Genomic DNA, 23,979 nt, shown 5'->3' on the forward strand with positions numbered 1-23,979 from the left:
TCTATAATTTCAATAAGTTCAATAAATTCCTTACTAGATGTCTTCAACAGCTGAAAACCAAAGAGTTAATTTTGCTTCGATTAAGAATCAGTTTCCGTATCCGGACTTTCTCGAAGTTCAATTGAAGTCATTCCAAGACTTTCTTCAACTTGACACACCTCCTGAGAAGAGAAAGAAGGAGGGTTTGTATAAGGTGTTTGCAGAGAATTTCCCTATTGCAGATACCAGAAACAACTTTGTGTTGGAGTTCTTAGATTACTATATCGATCCGCCCCGTTACTGCATAGATGAATGTATTGCCCGCGGATTAACCTATAGTGTGCCTTTAAAAGCAAAGTTAAAACTGTATTGTACAGACCCGGATCATGAGGATTTCGATACGGTTATCCAGGATGTATATCTGGGCCCGATCCCTTATATGACTGATCGCGGTACTTTTGTGATAAATGGTGCTGAGCGTGTTGTTGTTTCACAGTTACATCGTTCTCCGGGCGTATTCTTTGGTCAGAGTACACATGCCAACGGAACGAAATTGTATTCAGCACGTATCATTCCGTTTAAAGGCTCATGGATCGAATTTGCAACAGACATTAACAATGTGATGTATGCATATATCGACCGTAAAAAGAAATTACCTGTAACTACCCTTTTAAGAGCTATTGGTTTTGAAAGCGATAAAGATATTCTTGAAATCTTTAACCTGGCTGAAGAAGTAAAAGTTTCAAAAGCAAACCTGAAGAAACTGATCGGTCGTAAGCTGGCTGCCCGTGTATTGAAAACCTGGGTGGAAGATTTCGTAGATGAAGATACTGGCGAAGTTGTTTCTATTGAACGTAATGACGTTATCATCGACCGTGAATCGGTGTTGGATAGCGACAGTATTGAAGCAATTCTGGAATCTGGTACACAAAATGTATTGTTACATCGTGAAGACCAGAATCTTTCAGATTATGCAATCATCTATAATACGCTTCAGAAAGACCCCAGTAACTCTGAAAAAGAGGCTGTATTATATATTTACCGTCAGTTGCGTAATGCAGAACCTGCAGACGAAGCAAGTGCCCGTGAAGTTATACAGAACCTGTTCTTCTCTGAAAAACGTTATGATTTAGGTGAAGTAGGCCGTTACAGGATTAATAAAAAGTTGAACCTTACTACCAGTGATGATGTTAAGGTTTTGACAAAAGAAGATATAATCGAGATCATCAAGTATCTGATCGAATTGATTAACTCAAAAGCGATCGTGGATGATATCGACCATTTAAGTAACCGTCGTGTTCGTACTGTAGGTGAACAGTTATACAACCAGTTCGGTATCGGTCTGGCTCGTATGTCACGTACTGTACGTGAGCGTATGAACGTTCGCGACAATGAAGTATTTACTCCGATCGATTTGATTAACGCGAAGACTATCTCTTCTGTGGTTAACTCCTTCTTCGGAACGAATGCTTTGTCGCAGTTTATGGACCAGACAAACCCGTTGGCTGAAATTACTCACAAACGTCGTCTGTCTGCCCTTGGACCGGGTGGTTTGTCAAGAGAGCGTGCCGGATTCGAGGTTCGTGACGTTCACTATACACACTATGGCCGTCTTTGTCCGATTGAAACACCGGAAGGACCGAACATTGGTTTGATCTCTTCTCTTTGTGTGTATGCAAAAATCAATGACCTGGGATTTATATCTACCCCATATCGTAAAGTTGTGGATGGTAAGGTAGATTTTTCAGAAGATTCTTTGCAATATTATACAGCGGAAGAGGAAGAAGAAATGACCATTGCACAGGGTAATGCTCCGTTGGATGAAAACGGTAAGTTTATTCTAGAAAGGGTTAAAGCTCGTTTTGAAGCAGACTTCCCTGTTGTGCCGCCTTCAGAAGTAGATTTGATGGACGTTGCTCCGCAGCAGATTGCTTCTATCGCAGCTTCTTTGATTCCGTTCCTGGAACATGATGATGCTAACCGTGCATTGATGGGATCTAACATGATGCGCCAGGCAGTTCCTTTGTTGCGTACGGATGCTCCGATCGTTGGTACAGGTATCGAAGCACAGGTTGCTCGCGACTCCCGTACTCAGATTATGGCAGAACGTGCCGGTGAAGTTGTTTTTGTTGATGCAACTTGTATCAAGATTAAATATGACCGTACTGAAGACGAAGATTTCGTAAGCTTCGAAGATGCGGTTAAGACCTATGTTATTCCGAAGTGGCGTAAGACTAACCAGAGTACGACTGTAGACCTTCGTCCGATTTGTCACCGTGGCCAACGTGTAGAGGCTGGTGATATCCTGACTGAGGGTTATTCGACTCAACTGGGTGAACTTGCTTTGGGACGTAACGTGAAAGTGGCTTACATGCCTTGGAAAGGTTACAACTATGAGGATGCTATCGTACTGAACGAACGTATGGTTCGTGAGGACTTCTTTACTTCTGTTCACGTGGATGAATATATCCTAGAAGTGCGCGAAACTAAACGTGGTATGGAAGAGCTTACATCCGATATCCCTAATGTTAGTGAAGAGGCTACCAAAGATTTGGATGAAAGAGGTATTGTTCGTGTGGGTGCCCGTATCGAACCGGGTGACATTCTGATCGGTAAGATTACTCCGAAGGGCGAATCGGATCCTTCTCCTGAAGAAAAATTGCTGCGTGCAATCTTCGGTGATAAGGCTGGTGATGTGAAAGATGCTTCTTTGAAAGCGACTCCGTCTCTTCGTGGTGTTGTTATCGATACGGCTTTATTCTCTAAAGCTGTTAAGAAACGTAAGTCTAGATTGACAGATAAGGCTATTCTTCCGAAGTTGGATGAAGAATACGAAATGAAGATGGCCGACCTGAAGAACTTACTGGTAGAAAAGTTATTGACGCTTACTAACAATAAAGTTTCTCAGGGTGTTAAAGACTACATGAATACTGAAGTGATTGCGAAGGGCGCTAAGTTTGGTCGCAAGGCTTTGGAAGATCTGGATTACAATGCTGTTCAGGTTAGTAAATGGACTGCCGATGCTGATAAGAACGAACTTATCAAGCAGGTGATCCTGAACTATCTGAAGAAATATAAAGAACTGGATGCCGAACTGAGACGTAAGAAATTCGACCTTACTATCGGTGATGAACTGCCGACAGGTATCGTTCAGATGGCAAAGGTTTACATTGCTAAGAAACGTAAGATTCAGGTAGGTGATAAGATGGCCGGTCGCCACGGTAACAAAGGTATTGTTTCCAAGATCGTTCGTCAGGAAGATATGCCGTTCCTGGAAGACGGAACTCCGGTTGATATCTGCTTGAACCCGCTGGGTGTGCCTTCCCGTATGAACCTGGGACAGATTTTTGAAGCAGTATTAGGTTGGGCCGGTAGAACGATGGGAGTGAAGTTTGCTACTCCGATTTTCGACGGTGCATCACTGGATGACCTGAACGAGATGACTGACAAAGCTGGTATTCCTCGGTATGGTAAATCTTACCTGTACGATGGTGGAACCGGTGAGCGTTTCGACCAGCCGGCAACCGTAGGTGTTACGTACTTCCTGAAACTGGGTCACATGGTTGATGATAAGATGCACGCCCGTTCAATCGGTCCGTACTCTTTGATTACTCAACAGCCTCTGGGTGGTAAAGCTCAGTTTGGTGGTCAGCGTTTCGGAGAAATGGAAGTTTGGGCACTGGAAGCCTTCGGTGCCGCACATGTTCTTCAGGAAATTCTTACAATTAAGTCTGACGACGTTGTAGGACGTTCTAAAGCTTACGAAGCAATTGTGAAGGGTGATCCGATGCCACAACCGGGTATTCCGGAATCTCTGAATGTATTGCTCCATGAGCTGAGAGGTTTAGGTTTAAGCTTTACTCTGGATTAATTCAACAACAATATAAGTAGGTGGGTTTCGGCTCATCTACTTTATCTATTGATAACTCTTTATAAATAAACAATATGGCCTTTAGAAAAGAAAACAAGATAAAGAGTAACTTTTCAAAAATAACCATCGGTCTGGCTTCTCCTGAAGAGATTCTTGAAAACTCTAGTGGTGAAGTTCTGAAACCGGAAACGATTAACTATCGTACGTACAAACCTGAGCGCGACGGTCTTTTCTGCGAACGTATCTTCGGTCCGATCAAGGACTATGAGTGTCATTGCGGAAAATACAAGCGTATCCGTTATAAAGGTATTGTCTGCGATCGTTGCGGGGTAGAAGTTACAGAGAAGAAAGTGCGTCGCGAACGTATGGGACATATCCATCTGGTTGTTCCTGTCGCTCATATCTGGTATTTCCGTTCTCTACCCAACAAAATCGGGTATCTGTTAGGCTTGCCTACCAAGAAACTGGATTCTATCATTTATTATGAACGTTATGTGGTTATTCAGCCGGGTTGTGTAGACACTGTTGCTGAATTAGACCTGCTTTCGGAAGAAGAATACTTGCAGATTCTGGATAACCTGCCAAAGGAAAACCAAATGCTGGAAGATACGGATCCTAACAAGTTCATTGCAAAGATCGGTGCTGAAGCCGTTTATGATTTGCTGGCTCGTCTGGATTTGGATTCTCTATCTTACGAACTGCGTCACCGTGCAAGTACGGACGGTTCACAGCAACGTAAGAACGAAGCGTTGAAACGTTTGCAGGTTGTTGAATCTTTCCGTGCATCCAGAGGCCGTAACAAACCGGAATGGATGATCGTAAAGGTCGTTCCTGTTATTCCGCCGGAATTGCGTCCGTTGGTTCCGTTGGATGGCGGACGTTTCGCTACATCCGACTTGAATGATTTGTATCGTCGTGTTATTATCCGTAATAACCGTCTGAAACGATTAATCGATATTAAGGCTCCGGAAGTAATCTTACGTAATGAAAAACGTATGCTTCAGGAAGCTGTGGACTCTCTGTTCGACAACTCTCGTAAATCGAGTGCCGTTAAGACAGATGCTAACCGTCCGTTGAAGTCATTGTCCGACAGTTTGAAAGGTAAACAAGGTCGTTTCCGTCAGAACTTGTTGGGTAAACGTGTTGACTACTCTGCCCGTTCGGTTATCGTTGTAGGTCCTGAATTAAAAATGCATGAGTGCGGTCTGCCGAAGAATATGGCTGCCGAACTTTATAAACCTTTCGTTATCCGTAAATTGATCGAACGCGGTATCGTTAAAACGGTTAAGTCTGCCAAGAAGATTGTGGACCGTAAGGAACCGGTTGTTTGGGATATCCTGGAATATGTAATGAAAGGTCACCCTGTGTTGCTGAACCGTGCACCGACACTGCACCGTTTGGGTATCCAGGCATTCCAGCCTAAACTGATCGAAGGTAAGGCTATCCAGTTGCACCCGTTGGCTTGTACGGCATTCAACGCCGACTTCGACGGTGACCAGATGGCTGTTCACTTGCCTTTAGGAAATGAAGCTGTACTGGAAGCACAGATGCTGATGCTTGCTTCTCATAACATTTTGAACCCGGCTAATGGTGCGCCTATCACCGTTCCTTCTCAGGACATGGTGCTTGGTCTGTATTATATCACCAAGATGCGTAAGGGTACATTAGGAGAAGGTCTGGTATTCTACGGACCGGAAGAAGCGACTATTGCATATAACGAAAAGAAAGTAGATATCCATGCACCTATCAAGGTCTACGTTGATAACGTAGAAGAAGATGGCAAGCTGGTGCGTAAAATGATCGAAACATCTATCGGTCGTTTGATGGTAAATGAATTCGTTCCTTTCGAAGTTGGTTATATCAATGAAGTATTAGGAAAGAAATCTTTACGTGATATTATCGGTAAAGTAATCAAGATATGTGGTGTTGCCCGTACGGCTCAGTTCCTGGATGATATCAAGAACCTGGGTTACTACATGGCATTTAAGGGCGGTCTGTCATTCAACCTGGCCGACGTGCTTATTCCGCCAGAAAAAGATGACCTGGTAAAAGAAGGTTACGATGAAGTGGAACAGATTCTGGCTAACTATAGCATGGGTTTCATTACCTTCAACGAACGTTACAACCAGATTATCGATACTTGGACACATGTCAACAGTAAGTTGTCTAATATCCTTATGAAACAGCTTACTAATGATAACGACGGATTTAACTCTGTATTCATGATGATGGACTCTGGTGCCCGTGGTTCTAAAGAACAGATTCGTCAGTTGTCCGGTATGCGTGGTTTGATGGCAAAACCGCAGAAGAGTGGTGCTGAAGGTGGTCAGATTATTGAAAACCCAATCCTTTCAAACTTTAAAGAAGGTTTGTCTGTGTTGGAGTACTTCATCTCTACCCACGGTGCTCGTAAAGGTTTGGCCGATACCGCGTTGAAGACTGCCGATGCCGGTTACCTGACTCGTCGTCTGGTAGACGTATCGCATGACGTTATCATCAATGAAGAAGACTGTGGTACGCTTCGTGGTCTGATTTGTACGGAATTGAAGAATAACGAAGAAGTTATCGCTTCTCTGTATGAACGTATCCTGGGACGTGTATCTGTTCATGATATCCAGCATCCGTTGACTGGTGAATTGATTGTTGCTGCCGGTGAAGAAATTCGCGAAGACGCTGCTAAGCTGATCCAGGATTCTCCTATCGAAAGTGTGGAAATCCGTTCGGTACTTACCTGTGAATCCAAGAAAGGTGTTTGTGCTAAGTGTTACGGACGTAACCTGGCTACAGGCCGTATGGTTCAGAAGGGTGAAGTTGTCGGGGTTATCGCAGCACAGTCTATCGGTGAGCCGGGTACACAGTTGACACTGCGTACATTCCACGTCGGTGGTATCGCATCTAACATTGCAACAGAAAACAGTATTACATCTAAATACGACGGTATTCTGGAAATCGACGAACTTCGTGCCGTAGAAGCTGATGATGCATCAGCAGGTAAGAAGTATCAGGTAGTAGTAAGCCGTCTGGCTGAAATGCGTATCGTTGATCCGAATACGAAGATTGTATTACTGACTCATAATATCCCTTACGGTTCTAAATTGTTCTTCAATAACGGAGACAAGATTAGCAAGGGGGACGTAATTATTGAATGGGACCCGTTCAATGCCGTTATCGTATCGGAAGTTTCCGGTAAGATCGAATTTGAAAGCGTTGTAGAAGGTGTTACTTACAAAGTTGAAAGTGACGAAACTACAGGTTTGAAAGAAAAGATCATTATCGAATCTAAGGATAAGACAAAAGCTCCGGCTGCTCACATCGTTGATGAAAACGGTAATTATCTGAAAAACTATTCATTGCCGCTGGGCGCTCACGTTGTCAAAGAGAACGGCGATCCTGTTAAGGCTGGTGAAGTTTTGGTTAAGATACCGCGTGCAGTAGGTAAGGCTGGTGATATCACCGGTGGTCTTCCCCGTGTTACCGAGTTGTTTGAAGCTCGTAACCCATCTAACCCGGCTGTCGTTTCTGAAATCGACGGTGAAGTTGGATTCGGTAAGATCAAACGTGGTAACCGTGAAATCACTGTAACCTCTAAGTTGGGTGAAGTGAAGAAGTACATGGTGCCATTGTCAAAACAGCTTTTGGTTCAGGAAAATGACTATATCCGTGCCGGTATGCCGTTGTCCGACGGTGCTATCACTCCTTCGGATATCCTTGCTATCAAGGGCCCGACGGCTGTTCAGGAATATATCGTGAACGAAGTACAGGACGTTTACCGTCTGCAGGGTGTGAAGATTAACGACAAACACTTCGAAGTTATCGTTCGTCAGATGATGCGTAAAGTAGAAGTGGTTGATCCGGGAGATACTCGCTTCCTGGAACAGCAGGTGGTTGATAAGCTGGAAGTAATGGATGAGAACGATCGTATCTGGGGCAAGAAAGTTGTTATGGATCCGGGAGATTCTCAGACAATGCAGGCTGGTCAGATCGTAACAGCCCGTAAACTGAGAGACGAAAACAGTATGTTGAAACGTCGTGACATGAAACTTGTAGAAGTTCGTGACGCTGTTCCTGCTACTGCAAATCAGATCCTTCAGGGTATTACACGTGCTGCATTGCAGACAAACAGCTTTATGTCTGCCGCATCTTTCCAGGAAACTACGAAGGTGTTGAACGAAGCTGCTATCAACGGAAAGGTAGACCGTCTGGAAGGTTTGAAAGAAAACGTTATCTGCGGTCACTTGATCCCGGCTGGTACAGGTCAGAGAGATTTCGACAAGTTGGTTGTCGGTGCTAAAGATGAATTCGAACGTATCTTTGCCAACCGCAAGAATGTTGTTGATTTCAATGCGATGGACAGAGATGATGAGTAAATAGCTTATCATATAATATAAAAGAAGGCTTTCGGTTTATTTCCGGAAGCCTTTTTTGTTTTTAGTAATTTGCTTAATCAGTATAGAACTCTTACTTTTGTCTGTCGCCTATATTAACTAACTATATAAAGTATCATGAAACATCCATGAAATAAATTTCGTCCAAGAGAATGTAAATAGGGGGGGTATTGTTTACTTTAGTGTCATTCACTCGAAAAAACGAATGCAATGAAAACAGTACCTTTTGAACAAGTCATCCTCCGGGGTTGTGGAATAGATGTCCACAAGGACATGGTAGTTGCTACGATAAGTGGCGAAGGTCTCAAAACTGAAACCCGCAGTTACAAGACCTTCAGTAGTTCTTTGACAGAATTAAAAGAATGGTTATTATCCAGTGGCATTACGCATGTAGCAATGGAAAGTATCGGTGTTTACTGGAAGCCGGTTTATAAGATTCTTGAATGTCCTGATATGAAAGTCTGGATCGTGAACGCACGGCACATCAAGTATGTTCCCGGGCACAAAACGGATAAAAAGGATAGTGCCTGGATTTGCAAACTGCTTTTAGCAGGTTTGTTGAAACCGAGTTATATCCCGGAGCGTGAACAACGTGAGCTTCGTGATTTAACCCGTTACCGTAACAAGTTGATCCAGCATGTATCTTCTGAGAAAAACCGTATTGTTCGTATCCTGGAAGATTGTAACATCAAACTTTCCAGCGTGGTGTGCAGCCTGGACGGAGTCGTGGCGAACAAGCTGATAGATATGTTGATCGATAAGGGTCATGTAACAATGGATGACATAACTTGCATCTATCATAAAAAACTTGAAGCTAGTCCGGAACTTCTTTATCAGGCTTGTGAAGGCTTTATAGAACCGCATCACATCTATATGTTGCAGACCATCCGTAAAGATATGGAACAGACGAAAGCCATCATAGCTGACCTTACCTGCCGTATAAAAGAGGTTTTATCTCCTTATGAGAATGTGATGGAACTCTTGCAGAAGATCCCCGGACTTAGCCGGAAAACGGTTGAAGACCTGATAGCAGAGATAGGTGTGGATATGGAAGCCTTTCCAACCGAAAAGCACCTGGCTTCGTGGGCCGGTGTCTGTCCTGGCAATAACGAGAGCGCAGGTAAAAAAAAAGTGGTAGAACCACCCATGGCAACAAACAGTTGAAAGCCGTAATCACGGAGGCTGCGTGGGCAGCCACCCGTACCAAGAACACCTTTTACAGTGCACGTTATCACCGTTTAGCCGCCCGTCGAGGGAAAAAGAGGGCTTTAGTAGCAGTAGGACACTCGATCCTGAAATCGGTATGGCATGTACTGAAAGAGGCTTGTGAGTATAAGGAACTCGGTGCGGAATATCTCAACCAAAGGATGGAGCAGAAACGGAAAAATTACTTGAAGAAAGAGCTGGAAGCACTTGGCTATAAAGTTAAAATCAGCCGTGATGATGGTCCAATCCCAGAAGTAGGTTAAAAACATAGAGAAGGTCGATTTTTACTGGCTTGTTGTCGTAAGAAACAGCAAGAGGTCGCTCATGAAACTGATCTCAACTGCTAAGCGGTCAAGACTGCGAGTCCTTTAACGCGTGTATGAAATTTTTTTTCTTAGCTGTTGTAAAATTATAAAATGCCCAAAGATAATAGCCAACCGCATTTGTATCTATACAAGTGCTCTCTTTTGTTTTGTCTGAACTCTAAAAAAATCAATTTATTAATGGTTTAAACGGCTCTCTTGAGATAGGGAGCGCAATTTATTTACATATGAAAAAGATTTTGTTAAGTATTCTGTCTGTATTATTGTTTGCAGGCTTTTTGTCGGCTAAACAGCCGGTTGCTCCTTTGAAGGTAATGACGTTCAATATTCGTATGGATACGAATGCTGACGGAGATAATCAGTGGAGTAACCGAAAGGATTTAGCGGCTAATCTGGTTAAATTTTATAATACGGATATCTTTGGAGCGCAGGAAGTATTGAATCACCAGCTTACGGATCTTTTGACACGTCTGCCGGAATATGCCTATGTCGGTGTTGGTAGGGAAGATGGAAAGACCAAAGGTGAATATGCTCCGATTATCTATAAAAAAGACCGTTTCGAACTTGAAGATAGTGGTAATTTCTGGTTGGCCGAAGATATGAATGCCGTAGGTAAAAAAGGCTGGGATGCAGCTTGCGAACGTGTTGCTACCTGGGGTATCTTTAAAGATAAAGAATCCGGGAAAAAGTTTTTCTTCCTGAACACTCATCTGGATCATATGGGAAAAGTAGCCCGCCATGAGGGAGCTTCTTTAGTGCTTGAAGAAGCACATAAGCTATCTAAAGGCTTACCGGTTATTGTTACAGGCGACTTTAATGCGACTCCGGATGATGATCCGATAAAAGTATTGACAGATAAAAGCGATCCGCGCCATGTGATCCATACCCGTGAAGTGGCAGATTTGAAATATGGCCCGGAATGGACTTTCCATGACTACGGACGTATTCCTCTTGAAAAGAGAGAATGGATCGACTATATTTTCATGAAAGGAGACATAAAGGTTTTGACTAACGGTGTACTTACAGATACACTTAATCATCTGTATCCGTCCGATCATTGTCCGGTTATTGCAACTTTGGTAATTAAATAGAAAATATTGGTCTGTAATGGAATGCACTTCGGAGTAAATCTATTTATAACCTATTTTATATGTGTTTTATTTTGTTAATTATCGGAGGAATATTAGTTAATGACTAATTTGTGTTTGGTGTTTTTTTCTACAGTTTGTATCTTTGTATCGTTCTGAATGTAGATATACGTCTGAACAGAAAAAACCTTAGCCTAAAAGTCAGGATAATAAATATTAAACACAATAAGGTATTTTTTTTACATTGGTCTAAAGAATTGAGAATTAAAAACACAACTGGAAAAGGGTCGCCTGTGAAGGTGGCCCTTTTTATTTCCAATATATTTCATGGATACTTCTTATATCAGTATATTTGCGTTCGATTTGTTAAACATAAAACATAAAGAAAATGGAGAACAATAACAAACCTTCTAACGAGATACAGGTAGAACTGTCAGAAGAAATGGCACAGGGTACTTATGCAAACCTGGCAATTATTTCACATTCAACATCAGAGTTTATACTCGACTTTATCCGTGTGGTACCGGGAGCTCCGAAGGCACAGGTGAAAAGTCGTGTGATCCTGACTCCGGATAATGCGAAGCGCTTGTTTTTTGCATTGCAGGATAACCTGGCAAAATATGAAGAACAGTTGAAAAGAGGAAATAAGACGGCTAATTTTGAAGATTTTATTCCACCGATGGGAGGCGTTCAGGGGGAAGCCTGATTTATCGTGTTTTAAACTAAAAAGGGATCGTTTCAATTATCAGAAACGATCCCTTTTTAATTTTTTGAAGCTTGTGTGTGTTACTCCATCTTCTTGTTGATAACAATGTGACCGACGTAACCAAGGATGATAACTGCCAAACCTGCGATAAGGATAGTGTTGGTTACACCTCCGGTAATAGCCGGTACAGCAAGGATGATTACACCGATTAGGAGTACGATTACCCCAAGATTTTTGACTAATTCGCTCATGGTTATAGATGTTTTTATAATAATTTTCTTTTCTACCGCAAATAAAGTAATAATAACCCGATTGCAAAAATATTTTAGAATAAAAATAATGAATCCATCAAATTTAGCGGTTATATTTGTAGGATCAATACAGTATATATGATACGAATACTTTACTTGGTTTATTTATGGCTGTTTTTTGTGCCTGTCTTTCTGGTGCTCACGATCGTTACAGCCTTAACTGTCATCGCTGGTTGTTTGCTGGGGGGAGAAAAGATTTTTGCTTATTATCCGGGTATGATCTGGTCCCGGCTGACATGTTATCTGGCACTCTGTCCCGTAAAAGTAAGAGGTCGGGAAAATATAGATCGTAAACAATCATACGTGTTTGTCTCAAACCATCAGGGGGCATTTGATATTTTTCTTATTTATGGTTTTCTGGGCGTCCCGATCAAGTGGGTGATGAAGGCTGGTATCGGAAAGATTCCTTTTGTGGGAGCCGCCTGTCGTGCTGCTGGTTTTATATTTGTGGATAATTCTACGCCTAAAGCAGCAGCCCGCAGTGTGCAGGAGGCGGAACGGTGTCTCAAAAACGGTGCCTCTGTTGTTGTCTTTCCGGAAGGTTCAAGGACCTATACCGGGAAAATGATCCGTTTTAAAAAAGGCGCTTACCAGATGGCTCTCGATCAACATTTGCCGATTGTGCCGATTACATTGAACGGACCTTTTGATGTTTTGCCGATCGGATCGCTGAATGTGCATCGGCATAAAATGGAGATGATCATTCATCCGGCTATTTCAACCGAAGATATGGACCCTTCCCATAAAGGGATGCAGCAATTTGCAGACCGGACGCAGGCGATCATTGCTTCTGCCTTATGGGAGAAGTATAAGTGAAATTAGTTCCATGCTTTCAATAAACCAGTCTTGGTTACACCCAGACTGAACCCGACACTCTTGCCCAGCATCGTTCCGGTATCGGCTGCAACTGATCCGGTAAACTGCCATCCTTTTAACCGGGGATGCGTGTAGTTGATATCGACCAGGCTGGAAGTTCCGTATTTCTTATTCAGGTATGGGATATAAGAGGTCCCCCAACCGTTCATTGCCGTGAATAATACGCGGTAGGACAGGAGTGCGTTAATATTGCCTTCTGCTCCGAAATGCCAGCTTTTAACACGGTTGTTCTCAAAGCCTAAAGTACCGTCTGTGTTATATTCCGGTGCGGGAATCAGCGGTGAACCTACTCCACGGTTAAAATAAGAAAAACCAGTCCGGTATTCTCCATTATTATAATAATCATCGTTTCCACCTCCGCGGCCGCCTTTCCATTTATCACGGTCGAATGTGATAAAGTGCATCGGTCCACTTTGATTCATTGTTACCAGATATTCGGCTACAATTTTATTTAGCCAGGGAATAGTCGGTAAATCGACTTGAATACCCCATAAGCCGTCCGTTTTATTGGCAAACTCCATCCCCGACTTATCATTGAAATAATGTTGATAATAAAAATGTCCTCCCCAGTCCTTTTGTGTGTAACTTAATTTGAAATCGTAAGAACCGTAATGGCTGCCCAGTACGTTGATCTGATCGGATGCTGTTGCGTCGTCGCCACCCTTTTGTCCGAAAACTACTCTTATGAAATCTTTAAAAGATTGTGGTTGCTTGCCGATTCTGGGATTAGTGGAAGTACCTCCCCATTGGGCAAAATGCTGAACACCGGCTGTGAAGGATAAAGGAAAATTATTTTCTGTGTCCTTAATGCGGAAGAAGAAGGATTTATGATGCCATAATACATTCTTCACGTAAGTCTGTTTCGAGTTGGCGAAATTTTTCAGGTAATCGGTATCGAATGACTTACCTACGGCAAAATCACCTCTCACCTGTAGCCACCCTTTAGTTAAGGGAACTAACGTAAATTCAGGCATACTGATATTAATTTCCGGGATAGGACGGGCATTAGCCGATTGAGTCATATCACCCGAACTCAGGTTACGGTCCCATAACGAATTATACCGTTCCTTACTTCCAATGCTGAGCAGCATGCTTCTGTATCCTATTTCCGCATAAGCCTGTTGAATGAAAACATTACGGTGGCGTGGTACGGCTGCAACGAGATCCAACCCTGCGCCCCAGTAGAACTTCGAACCGAAATGTTGGTTATGAAAAACTCCTGCATTCAAAAGCCCGTTTCCTGCATCCAACGGAACAACTCCATAGCGGTTGCTGACCATCCAGAACGGGGTGTTCGAACCGGTTGCTGCCGAACCGAACAACTCGGCTTTATAAATTGTGGAATCTTGTATCTTGTTGATCTGGGAATAACTGCGAACAGAAATACTAAGCAAACTTATTCCTATTAATATAATATGTAAGGCTTTCATTTAATTTACTTTTTTGTCCGCAACAAAGGTAATGATAAATATAATGCTTCAAGAGACTCATTTAAAAAAGAAGCTTAAGCATTATAAAAATACAAATATAATTGTATCTTTGTTGTCACTGCTTGATTTACAACGTTTGATATGGATGATAAGCTACTTTTGTTTGAATTTCTTGATGCTGAAAAGTATAGAATTTCATTATCTTTGGGGGAATGTCAATTAGATTCCAAACCTTTAGGGAGGAATGAGGCAGGCATAGTCTTCAAAGCGAGAATGAATGGAAAAGATGTTGCCTTGAAATTCTTTTTGTTTAATGGTGATGACTCAAGAAAAGGGAAGTGGTTAAATAAACTTAAAGCAAGATACCTGGAAATATCGCTTCTGGAGACAAGAAATAACATTGTCCAGTATGCCGACTTTGATATCGTAACTGTCGAAGGGGAGGAAATACCGGTCCTTGTGATGAAATTGTATAAATGTTCGTTGGAAGAGTACCGGAGTATACTTTCGATGGATACTTTCCTGAAGTTGTTCCGTTTCCTGACGAACACCGTACAGTTCCTGCATAGCATGGGAATCAGCCATGGAGCTATCACTCCCCGTAATATCCTGGTGGACGATCATAATGATTTTGTCCTGACGGATGTCTCTATCCTGGAGAATAACGATGCCGGTTATTCAGATATCACCGCGATCGGAGAGGTGTTGCAATGGTATGCATTCGGAAATACCAGCAACGACGCTGGCATAAGCAAGGTTTTCCCGGCATTGAAACTGTATGACCAGATCGTGGAACGTTGTCTGACACAGGATAACAGCCGGCGCTTCCGTTCGGTGGATGAGATATTGGCTTTTGTAGAGATTCAGAAAGAACGTGATCCGAGTGAGTTATTGAAAGAGTTCAGCCTGATCTGCCGGAAGAACTTTCCTAAGGAACTTCCCGAGTTTGTCCATTGTTCGGACCAGGCAAAGATCATAAAACTCTTTTCCGAGTTTGTCTCCAGAAAAGACTTCTTTGGCAGCAACCTGATCTATTTCACGGATGTGGAGCGGAATGTCTTTTCTCCTCGGATATGCAAGAACGGATATATCAAGTTCGATAACTCAGCACAATATAAGGTGTTGGATATCTGGATTCACAGTGACAGCGATATGCGGAACGACTATATCCTGGTTCACCATTCGAACACACTGCCCGAAAAGGTAAACGGCAAGGATGTGTACCGCTGGGCCGTTTATGAAGAACGTACGCAGATCACCTGGGAGGAAGCGATGAACGGTTTCGCCGAAAGCGACGGGGATATTATCGCACTGGACCGGACTAAAATTGAGTTTTACAACCGCATCTCCCGTGAGGGGTATACTTTTATTGCGCTGAACCATCTGCATAGTCTGGCATCTCCCGCCAATGCCGGGACGTTACGCGATTACTTTTTCCGTTTTAGCTTTAGTTATGTCAACCGTTACATTCTGGAAGATATGAATAACCAGATGAAGCAACATATCTCGGCTCTCGGAAGAAAATAATCAGAAGCCTTTCCGGTTCATCCAGTCGAAAACCGTCCGGTAGGTGTGGTCGCGGGATTCTTTTTCGGAGAGTATCAGGTCATGGATGCCGTTCGGTATCGTGTCGCGGGTCACATACTCTCCCAGCTTCGGAGCATACTTCTGGATATCGTGTACATCCAGTACTATGTCGGAAGATAGATATTCGTTATGCCATTCTTTAGTCTCCGGATATGACTTGTCGGACGACATGACCAGAACCGGACAATCCAGGTGCAGGCCTTTCCTTACTTTTCGTTGCCCTTCCTGAATAGCCTTTATCCAGCCAGCCTTTTTAGGATGCCCGTTAATCATCTTCCAGTTTGTATCGTATTCCCATTCTCCTTTGAACTGCTTCAACAGGCTGTGTGCGTAAGATGCAATGCCATAGCCTTGTACGGTCAGGTTCGGCAAGAATCTCCCTATAAATGCCACAGCCGGAATAGCGACCTTTTCCATAAACCATCCGAAGTTCCAGTCGAGGAAAGGACTGTTCAATATCAACCCGTCGACCGGAAGGTTATCCTTTTTACTATCCAGGTATAATGGTGTGATCAATCCTCCCGTGGAATGCGCCATCAACAGGATCCTGTCATTCCCTTCCGAATGTATGGTTGCCAGTGCCGTATCGATATCTGCGAAATACTCCGTGAGGCTTTTGCAGAAAAACGGATTCTGGTTGGGGAGGATGGAACGCCCGTATTTTCGCAGGTCCATCGCATAGAAGTTGTAACCGTGTGCATTCACGCTATCACCCAGTTGCTTCTGAAAAAAGTAATCGTTGTAACCATGAATATACAGGACCGCCTGTTTTACATCGGGCAACTGGGGCTTCTTGACCAGCGTACAGACCACTTTCCCTTCGTAATCGTCGGGCATTTGAAAAGTACGACGCAGGTATCCGTCTCCCAATACATCGGGTACATATTGGGCATACAGGTTGATTGCCAGTAGAATAAATAAAGATGTAAAATAAAGTTTGCGTCTCATAATCGTTTTCCTTTTATAACCACGAGGGGTATATCATTGTTCCGGTCACAAAGGTAGGTAAACAATTAGAACGGAAGACATTGTATTTTAATCTTTTCTATATTACTATTTAGTTCTTTCCTCTTGTATTTTTATTCATTCCGGCATGCATGAATTTAATTTTGAGCATGCCGGAGATTAAATTTATGCATGCTCAAAATTGATTTTTAGCTTGCTCAAAAGAAAAAGAATAAGGGAGAAAAATACGAAAAGTCTATGACAAACAAACTAAATAGTCAAGTCTTTCCGGTTAGTTTGATTTATGCTGCTCTTTATTTCATTAAATAAAATAATTGTGTACTTTTAGGACTTCATTAATGATCAATAAGGGAAGATAGTTATGAGACGTTTTTATTCTTTGTTACTGATGGTGCTGTGTTGCACCGGTTTGTTTGCCAAGACGAAGAAGGCAGTGTATATAATCATCGACGGGGTTCCTGCCGACCAGATCGAGAGACTGCATACTCCGGCGATTTTTGATATAGCGTCGAGGGGAGCCTATGGCAGGGCTTATACCGGAGGTGAGATAGGAGGATATTCCCAGACCGCTACGATCTCGGCGATCGGATATACCAATTTGCTGACATCTACTTGGTTTAATAAGCATAATGTGGGCGGCAATTCGGACCTGAAACCCAATTATAACTACTGGACTATCTTCAGGATCGCGAAAGAACAACCCAAAGAGTATAAAACAGCCATTTATTCCAGCTGGACGGATAACCGTACCGTGTTGATCGGGGAAGGGAAGAAGGAAACAAACAATCTTAAAATAGATTATGTAAAAGACGGTTACGATCTGGATACGGTCCGTTTCCCTAAAAAGGAGAAGGATTTGCATATCTTCGATATAGATGAACAAATATCGAAGGATGCCGCAGAAGGTATCCGTAAAGAGGCTCCCGACCTGAGCTGGGTTTATCTGTGGTACACCGACGACGCAGGGCATATTGCCGGAAACGGGGCTTTCTTCGACGAATATGTCCGGAAGGCTGACAATCAGGTTGCCCGTATCTGGGAAGCTGTCAAGTACCGCGAAGCAAACTTTGATGAAGAATGGATGGTTGTTGTTACAACCGATCACGGACGCGGAGAGAATGGGCATGGTCACGGGGGACAGTCCTGGCGCGAACGTACTACCTGGATTTCGACCAATATCCCTGTAAACAGTCATTTTACAAAAGGCTCCCTGGCTATCACGGATATTGCTCCTTCCATTTGCCGTTATATGGGATTTGAAATCCCGCAGGCTGTACTTTGGGAGCAGGATGGCATGCCGTTTATCGGGCAGACCGATATTTATGATTTGCAAACTCTGCCTTATGATAATACGGTGGAGTTGTCCTGGAAATCCTACACAGGAAATGCCCCGGTCACAGTCTATGCCGCTTCCGCTAATAAGTTCAGGGAAGGCGGAAAGGATGAGTGGACTAAGCTCGCGGAACTTCCGGCCGGCGTGAAAAGTTATACGGTCGATTTGCAGGTTCTACCGGCATCGCAGTTTTATAAGTTCGTTGTCGTGTCTCCGGGTAATCATCTGAACCGTTGGTTACAGAAATAAAAGAAATTATGTCGGTTGTTTTCTCCAGAGACTTTTTATAGTCAAGTTTTAGCTTTTATGCTCTTTTAAATGCTTGATGTTTAGGCGTTTTATGCTGAAGGGTGATTGCGAAAAATTCTTGTAGGTGGTCAAAAAAGGAGCTGTCTGAACAAGGAGAGACTATAGTGCTAGTTGGAATATCTGTCATGTAAAAATAGATTTCATTTGTATTATTAAAATAAAATGTTATGAAAAAAACTCTTTGTGTATCAACTCTTTTATGTTTAGCCGGACAGCCGCTCGTGGCACAGGAACGTCCGAATGTTATTGTTTTTCTGGTCGATGATATGGGCCTTATGGATACTTCGCTTCCGTTTCTGACGGATGAGGCAGGTAATCCGGTCCGTTATCCGCTGAATGACTGGTATCAGACTCCGAATATGGAGCGTATGGCTCGCCAGGGAATTCGTTTTTCTACTTTCTATGCGCAAAGTGTCAGTTCTCCTTCCCGTGCATCTATCATGACCGGCCAGAACTCGACCCGACATAGAACGACCAACTGGATCAATTCTGAAACAAATAACAAAACACCTTTCGGGCCGACAGACTGGAACTGGAAAGGTATCTCGAAGAATGATGTAACATTGCCCCGTGTGCTGCACGATGCCGGATATAAAACGATCCATGTCGGCAAGGCTCATTTCGGTTGCCAGAACAGCGACGGTGAACTGCCTCAGAATATAGGTTTTGATGTGAATATTGCCGGTTCTTCCATCGGGCATCCGGGTAGTTATTACGGGGAGAACGGATACGGACATATCAAAGGACAGAAGGCTCGTGCCGTACCGGGATTAGAAAAGTATCATGGTACAGATACATTCCTGAGCGAAGCTCTGACATTGGAAGCCAATGAGCAGATCACTGAGGCTGTAGGGGAGAAGAAGCCTTTCTTCTTATATATGTCCCATTATGCTGTTCATTCTCCTTTTGAAGCAGATAAACGTTTTGCCGATCATTACCGTTATACGGGAAGGCCGAAAGTCGCGGCTGATTTTGCTACGTTGATCGAAGGAATGGATAAATCGCTGGGTGATATTATGGATCATCTGGAAGAATTAGGGATTGCCGAGAATACATTAATTATATTTCTGGGTGACAATGGTTCCGATGCCCCTTTGGGTGATGATAAAGGTTACACTTCTTCTGCTCCTTTGCGTGGAAAGAAAGGCTCTGAATTTGAAGGTGGTGTCCGCGTTCCGTTTATTGCTTGCTGGGGTAAGCCGGATATGAATAATCCTGTTCAAAAACAATTACCGATTGAAGTCGGTGGTGTCCAGTTGCAGATGGGTACAGTGATGGATATCTATCCGACACTTGTTTCGTTGAGCGGAGCAAAAAATCCGAAGGACCATATTATCGATGGTGTCGACCTGCGGGACCAATTGGAAGGAAAGAGAAACAATAGCCGTCCGGAAACTGTCCTGATGCATTTCCCACATGAGCATCGGGGAAGTTACTTTACTACTTATATAGAAGGAGATTGGAAACTGATTTATTATTATTATCCGGAAAATCCGTCCGAACCCCGTTACCGTCTGTATAATCTAAAGAAAGATCCGGGCGAATCATTGGATGTGTCGGAAAGAAATCCAAAATTACTGGTCAAGATGGTAAAAGCAATGACGGCACAACTCGATGCCGAAGGTGCGCTTTATCCGGAAGATGCGAAGGGAAATGTGTTGAGACCGGTTTATTAAAAGAGGAAGTAGCAGACGTTTGGAGTAAAAAATAACACGTAATGTGTTGTATACTCGGAAAAACTTCTTACCTTTGCCCCGCAAATTTTTAAGTACTAACAAATATAAAACAGCGTTTTATGAACAATTATGAAACCGTTTTCATTTTAACTCCCGTTTTGTCTGACGCACAGATGAAGGAAGCGGTAGAAAAATTCACGAACCTCCTGAAAGAACAGGGTGCTGAAATCGTGAACGAAGAAAATTGGGGATTGCGCAAATTAGCTTATCCTATCGACAAGAAAACAACAGGCTTCTATCAGCTGGTTGAATTCAAGGCAAATCCGGAAACTATCGCTACTTTGGAAGTTCACTTCCGTCGTGACGAACGTGTGATCCGCTTCCTGACTTTCCGCCAGGACAAATATGCAGCAGAATATGCCGCTAAGAGAAGAAATCTGAAATCATCAAAAGAAACAGTAAAGGAGAATTAATCATGGCAGCAACTCAATCAGAAATCAGATATTTAACTCCGCCTTCAGTAGACGTTAAGAAAAAGAAATATTGCCGTTTCAAAAAGAACGGTATCAAGTATATCGATTACAAAGATCCTGAATTCCTGAAGAAATTCCTGAACGAACAGGGTAAAATTCTTCCGCGTCGTATCACAGGTACTTCTTTGAAGTTCCAGCGTCGTATCGCTCAGGCTGTAAAAAGAGCTCGTCACCTGGCGTTGCTTCCTTACGTAACCGATTTAATGAAATAATAAAAAGAGAGGAGACAGAATATGCAAGTTATTTTGAAAGAAGATGTAATCAATTTAGGTTACAAAGACGATATCGTAACAGTAAAAGACGGTTACGGACGTAACTTTCTAATCCCCACGGGTAAGGCAGTAATCGCTTCTGAGTCTGCTAAGAAAGTATTAGCTGAAAACCTGAGACAGCGTGCTCACAAATTGGCTAAGATTAAAGAAGATGCTCAGGCATTGGCTGCAAAGTTGGAAGGCGTTGCATTGACTATCGGTGCAAAGACCAGCTCAACTGGTACAATCTTCGGTTCTGTTACAAATATCCAGGTTGCTGAAGCTTTGGCAAAAGCTGGTTTCGAAGTAGAACGTAAGATTATCTACATTAAGGATGCTGTTAAGGAAGTAGGTAACTACAAAGCAATCCTTAAACTTCACAAGGAAGTTTCTGTTGAAATTCCTTTCGAAGTGGTTTCTGAATAATTCAGTAAACGATATAAAGTTGAAAAGGGCAGTCCTTCGGGATTTGCCCTTTTGTGGTTTTATATAGTTGGGTGGACTACTTTTATATTGTATAAAGATTCATCTGGTTTTGTTCTGTTATCCTATGAGCCGGATACCGGAATGAACGACGTTAAACCGGCTATGACTAATTATTTATAGAAAAAGACTTCTCTTTATCAGTAAAAAAATGCTACATTTGCCCCGAATTTGCATAAAATCGTTTACTGTGGCTAGAATATCTTTTCTATATATTAATCTGTTGATGGCCTTGTTTTTGACTCTTCCTGTACTTCAGGCGAGAGAGAAGACTTTTACTGTCGTGATTGATGCCGGTCATGGAGGAAAGGACCCTGGGGCTCGCGGTACTGTTATTAATGAAAAAGCTATTAATCTTTCTGTGGCTTTAAAACTTGGGGATAAGATAGCCGCCGGTCATGACGATGTAAAAGTTATTTATACCCGTAAGACAGATCGTTTTATAGAACTGGATGAACGTGCGAATATAGCTAACCGTAATAAGGCGGATCTTTTTATATCCATCCATACGAACTCAGTCAAAAAAGGTAGCACTGCTCGTGGAACGGAAACTTATACGTTAGGTTTGGCTCGTACCGACGAAAACCTGGCTGTGGCTATGCGTGAAAACTCTGCTATTTTGCTGGAAGATGACTATCAGCAGAAGTATGAAGGTTTTGATCCGAATTCATCCGAATCCTATATTATTTTTGAGTTCATGCAGAACAAGCATATGGAGCAGAGCGTTAGTTTTGCTTCAGAGATACAAAAATGCTTTGTCTCGGCAAAACGGGCAGATAGAGGGGTAAGGCAAGCCGGTTTCCTGGTTTTGAGGAAGACTAGTATGCCAAGTGTTTTGGTCGAACTGGGGTATATTTCGAATCGGGATGAGGAGCGTTTTATGAAATCTTCGGATGGGCAAAACCGGCTGGCGAGTGCTTTGTATGACGCATTCAGCAGGTATAAGAAAGAATACGACAGAAAGCAGGGAGGGTTATCCGGATCTGTGCAGGGTATAACAAGCTCGGAGGTGTCTTATGTTGAATATGAAGCAACGGAAGAGGCTGTGCCTGCCGGTAGTGAAGAGGATATTCTGAATAAAAAGAAAAATGCTTCGGTTTCTTCACAAAAGAAACAAACTACTGCTGCGACTCGGACAAAATCGAATGCAACAGGGAAAATTGTCTATAAAGTGCAAATTCTTACCTCGGATAAAAAACTTTCTCCGGGGGCAAAAGTGTTTAAAGGATATAAGAATGTAGACTTCTTTGTGGAGAAAGGAATCTATAAATACACCTATGGCGAAACGACCGATTTCGATTCGATCAGGAAGTTGCGCCGACAGGCTGCTAAAGACTTTAAAGATGCTTTTATCGTAGCATTTAAAGATGGCAAAAAGGTAAAGTATTAAAAGAGAAACATATAATTTAAAAGGATGAAAAGTATATTGACCAAAGAGGCAAAGATTGGACTTGTAAGTATTATTAGTTTGGCGTTGCTGTATTTCGGGATTAATTATCTGAAAGGTATAAATTTATTTAAACCGGTAAATCATTATTTCGTTACATTTCATAATGTGAAGGATGTGACGGTATCCAGTCCTGTTTATATCGATGGTTTTAAAGTGGGATTGGTAAGAAGTATTGTTTATGATTATGAGAATACAGATAAAATAACGGTAGAGATCAGTCTGGATGATGAAATGAAGCTTACGACGGGAAGTTACATTACGATTATAAAGACGCTTCTGAGTGGTGGCGAACTTCATATCCATCTGAATAAATATGTAAAGGATTATTTAAAGCCCGGGGCTACGATTGAAGGGAAGATGGAAGAGGATATGATGCAGTCTGTGCAGGAGAAGATTCTGCCGGGAGTGGAAGCCCTTTTGCCTAAGCTGGATTCTATACTGGGCGGTTTGCAGGTACTGATCAATCATCCGGCTATCACGCAGTCTCTCGATCATATAGCGAGGACTACAGGTAACCTGGAGGCTTCTACTCGTCAGTTGAATACTATGCTGAGTAAAGACGTGCCGGGTATTATGTCTGATTTGAAAGTGATAACCGGTAATTTTAATGAAGTGAGCACCAGTTTAAAAGGTTTGGATCTGGCGACTACCGTCAATTCCATTAATGCGACTTTGGCAAATCTGCAACTGACAACAGATAAGTTGAACCAGAAGGATAATACATTAGGGTTGTTGCTGAATGACAGAAGTTTATATAATAATCTGGATAGTACGATGATAAATGCATCAAGGTTGTTACTGGATCTGAAGCAGAATCCGAAAAGATATGTTCATTTTTCTGTTTTTTAACCGAAAAGAATATTAAATCATCTAATCTTATTTAGAATTTTTCCAATTAAGGAAAAAACTGTCTAAACGTAATTTTAGAGATGCATAAGGTCTTTAGATAGAGGAAAATAACGTAGTCTACGGGCCTTTTTGCATGAGAAACAGTGGGATAGCGTAATAATTAAAAGTGTCCTAAAATAAAGGGCTCTTGGATGTATAAGTGTTTAAGTGTTTGTAAATCAGACTTGTTTTCTATAACTTGTTGACACTAAATGCTATATTAAACATTCAAAAGAACCAAATAATTCGGCACTTTTTTTTTCCGAATTAATTTCTAAACTTTGTAGTCGGAAAAATAAAAAAAGTATAGTTGGGAGAGTAATAAATC

Annotated in this window: 18 protein-coding genes; 15 read left to right on the forward strand and 3 right to left on the reverse strand. The window is 42.4% G+C overall.

The genetic code is table 11. The features are described 5' to 3' along the window. Positions 1 to 37 precede the first annotated feature (37 nt). The 6 genes from rpoB (at position 38) to K6V26_RS28460 (ending at position 11,558) form a co-directional block, all read left to right on the forward strand. Positions 38 to 3,850 carry a DNA-directed RNA polymerase subunit beta gene (rpoB, locus tag K6V26_RS28435; protein ID WP_010800482.1) on the forward strand — a complete coding sequence of 1,271 codons (3,813 nt, stop codon included), beginning with the start codon at positions 38 to 40 and terminating at the stop codon, positions 3,848 to 3,850. A 74-nt stretch (positions 3,851 to 3,924) separates the two neighbouring features. Continuing rightward, positions 3,925 to 8,217 carry a DNA-directed RNA polymerase subunit beta' gene (gene rpoC / locus K6V26_RS28440; RefSeq protein WP_007654173.1) on the forward strand — a complete coding sequence of 1,431 codons (4,293 nt, stop codon included), beginning with the start codon at positions 3,925 to 3,927 and terminating at the stop codon, positions 8,215 to 8,217. A gap of 228 nt (positions 8,218 to 8,445) precedes the next feature. Beyond that, the gene (locus tag K6V26_RS28445) at positions 8,446 to 9,399 is read left to right on the forward strand and encodes an IS110 family RNA-guided transposase (RefSeq protein WP_224264394.1); all 954 of its coding nucleotides are present in this window, start codon (positions 8,446 to 8,448) and stop codon (positions 9,397 to 9,399) included. After that, a complete protein-coding gene (locus tag K6V26_RS28450; protein WP_007657317.1) occupies positions 9,396 to 9,704 on the forward strand; it encodes a hypothetical protein in 309 nt (102 codons plus the stop codon). Before K6V26_RS28445 ends, K6V26_RS28450 begins: the two co-directional genes overlap by 4 nt. Positions 9,705 to 9,991: 287 nt before the next feature. Beyond that, the gene (locus K6V26_RS28455; protein WP_007654171.1) at positions 9,992 to 10,855 is read left to right on the forward strand and encodes an endonuclease/exonuclease/phosphatase family protein; all 864 of its coding nucleotides are present in this window, start codon (positions 9,992 to 9,994) and stop codon (positions 10,853 to 10,855) included. A gap of 385 nt (positions 10,856 to 11,240) precedes the next feature. Beyond that, a complete protein-coding gene (locus K6V26_RS28460; RefSeq protein ID WP_224264395.1) occupies positions 11,241 to 11,558 on the forward strand; it encodes a DUF3467 domain-containing protein in 318 nt (105 codons plus the stop codon). An 80-nt stretch (positions 11,559 to 11,638) separates the two neighbouring features. Here the strand turns inward: K6V26_RS28460 and K6V26_RS28465 are convergent, their stop codons facing one another. Continuing rightward, positions 11,639 to 11,809, reverse strand: a complete 171-nt coding sequence (locus K6V26_RS28465; protein WP_007654169.1) for a hypothetical protein — start codon at positions 11,807 to 11,809, stop codon at positions 11,639 to 11,641. A 138-nt stretch (positions 11,810 to 11,947) separates the two neighbouring features. Here K6V26_RS28465 and K6V26_RS28470 point away from each other — a divergent pair, with 138 nt between their 5' ends. Continuing rightward, positions 11,948 to 12,685 carry a lysophospholipid acyltransferase family protein gene (locus tag K6V26_RS28470; protein ID WP_044215226.1) on the forward strand — a complete coding sequence of 246 codons (738 nt, stop codon included), beginning with the start codon at positions 11,948 to 11,950 and terminating at the stop codon, positions 12,683 to 12,685. 2 nt (positions 12,686 to 12,687) lie between these two features. On the opposite strand, the gene K6V26_RS28475 is transcribed toward K6V26_RS28470, so the two are convergent. Next, complete coding sequence (locus K6V26_RS28475) at positions 12,688 to 14,175, reverse strand: capsule assembly Wzi family protein (RefSeq protein ID WP_010800479.1); 1,488 nt, start codon at positions 14,173 to 14,175, stop codon at positions 12,688 to 12,690. 141 nt (positions 14,176 to 14,316) lie between these two features. On the opposite strand from K6V26_RS28475, the gene K6V26_RS28480 reads away from it, so the two are divergent. Further along, entirely contained in the window at positions 14,317 to 15,702 is a 1,386-nt protein-coding gene (locus K6V26_RS28480) for a protein kinase domain-containing protein (protein ID WP_007654166.1), read from the forward strand. Here the strand turns inward: K6V26_RS28480 and K6V26_RS28485 are convergent, their stop codons facing one another. Continuing rightward, positions 15,703 to 16,710, reverse strand: a complete 1,008-nt coding sequence (locus K6V26_RS28485) for an alpha/beta hydrolase (RefSeq protein ID WP_224264396.1) — start codon at positions 16,708 to 16,710, stop codon at positions 15,703 to 15,705. A 379-nt stretch (positions 16,711 to 17,089) separates the two neighbouring features. Here K6V26_RS28485 and K6V26_RS28490 point away from each other — a divergent pair, with 379 nt between their 5' ends. From K6V26_RS28490 to K6V26_RS28520, 7 genes are all read left to right on the forward strand, one after another. Then, positions 17,090 to 18,310, forward strand: coding sequence for a hypothetical protein (locus K6V26_RS28490; protein ID WP_046147932.1), 1,221 nt, complete (start codon positions 17,090 to 17,092; stop codon positions 18,308 to 18,310). Between the two features lie 227 nt (positions 18,311 to 18,537). Continuing rightward, complete coding sequence (locus K6V26_RS28495) at positions 18,538 to 20,046, forward strand: sulfatase (RefSeq protein WP_224264397.1); 1,509 nt, start codon at positions 18,538 to 18,540, stop codon at positions 20,044 to 20,046. A gap of 119 nt (positions 20,047 to 20,165) precedes the next feature. Continuing rightward, a complete protein-coding gene (gene rpsF / locus K6V26_RS28500) occupies positions 20,166 to 20,519 on the forward strand; it encodes a 30S ribosomal protein S6 (RefSeq protein ID WP_007654157.1) in 354 nt (117 codons plus the stop codon). 2 nt (positions 20,520 to 20,521) lie between these two features. Then, on the forward strand, positions 20,522 to 20,791 hold the full coding sequence (gene rpsR / locus K6V26_RS28505; RefSeq protein WP_007654155.1) for a 30S ribosomal protein S18: 270 nt from the start codon (positions 20,522 to 20,524) through the stop codon (positions 20,789 to 20,791). A 21-nt stretch (positions 20,792 to 20,812) separates the two neighbouring features. Beyond that, entirely contained in the window at positions 20,813 to 21,256 is a 444-nt protein-coding gene (gene rplI / locus K6V26_RS28510) for a 50S ribosomal protein L9 (RefSeq protein ID WP_007654153.1), read from the forward strand. Between the two features lie 247 nt (positions 21,257 to 21,503). Next, a complete protein-coding gene (locus tag K6V26_RS28515; RefSeq protein ID WP_370686665.1) occupies positions 21,504 to 22,703 on the forward strand; it encodes an N-acetylmuramoyl-L-alanine amidase family protein in 1,200 nt (399 codons plus the stop codon). Between the two features lie 24 nt (positions 22,704 to 22,727). Beyond that, positions 22,728 to 23,612 carry an MlaD family protein gene (locus K6V26_RS28520; protein ID WP_046147934.1) on the forward strand — a complete coding sequence of 295 codons (885 nt, stop codon included), beginning with the start codon at positions 22,728 to 22,730 and terminating at the stop codon, positions 23,610 to 23,612. The last annotated feature ends 367 nt before the right edge of the window (positions 23,613 to 23,979 follow it).

It is taken from the genome of Parabacteroides goldsteinii, assembly GCF_020091425.1.
Lineage (GTDB): Bacteria > Bacteroidota > Bacteroidia > Bacteroidales > Tannerellaceae > Parabacteroides > Parabacteroides goldsteinii.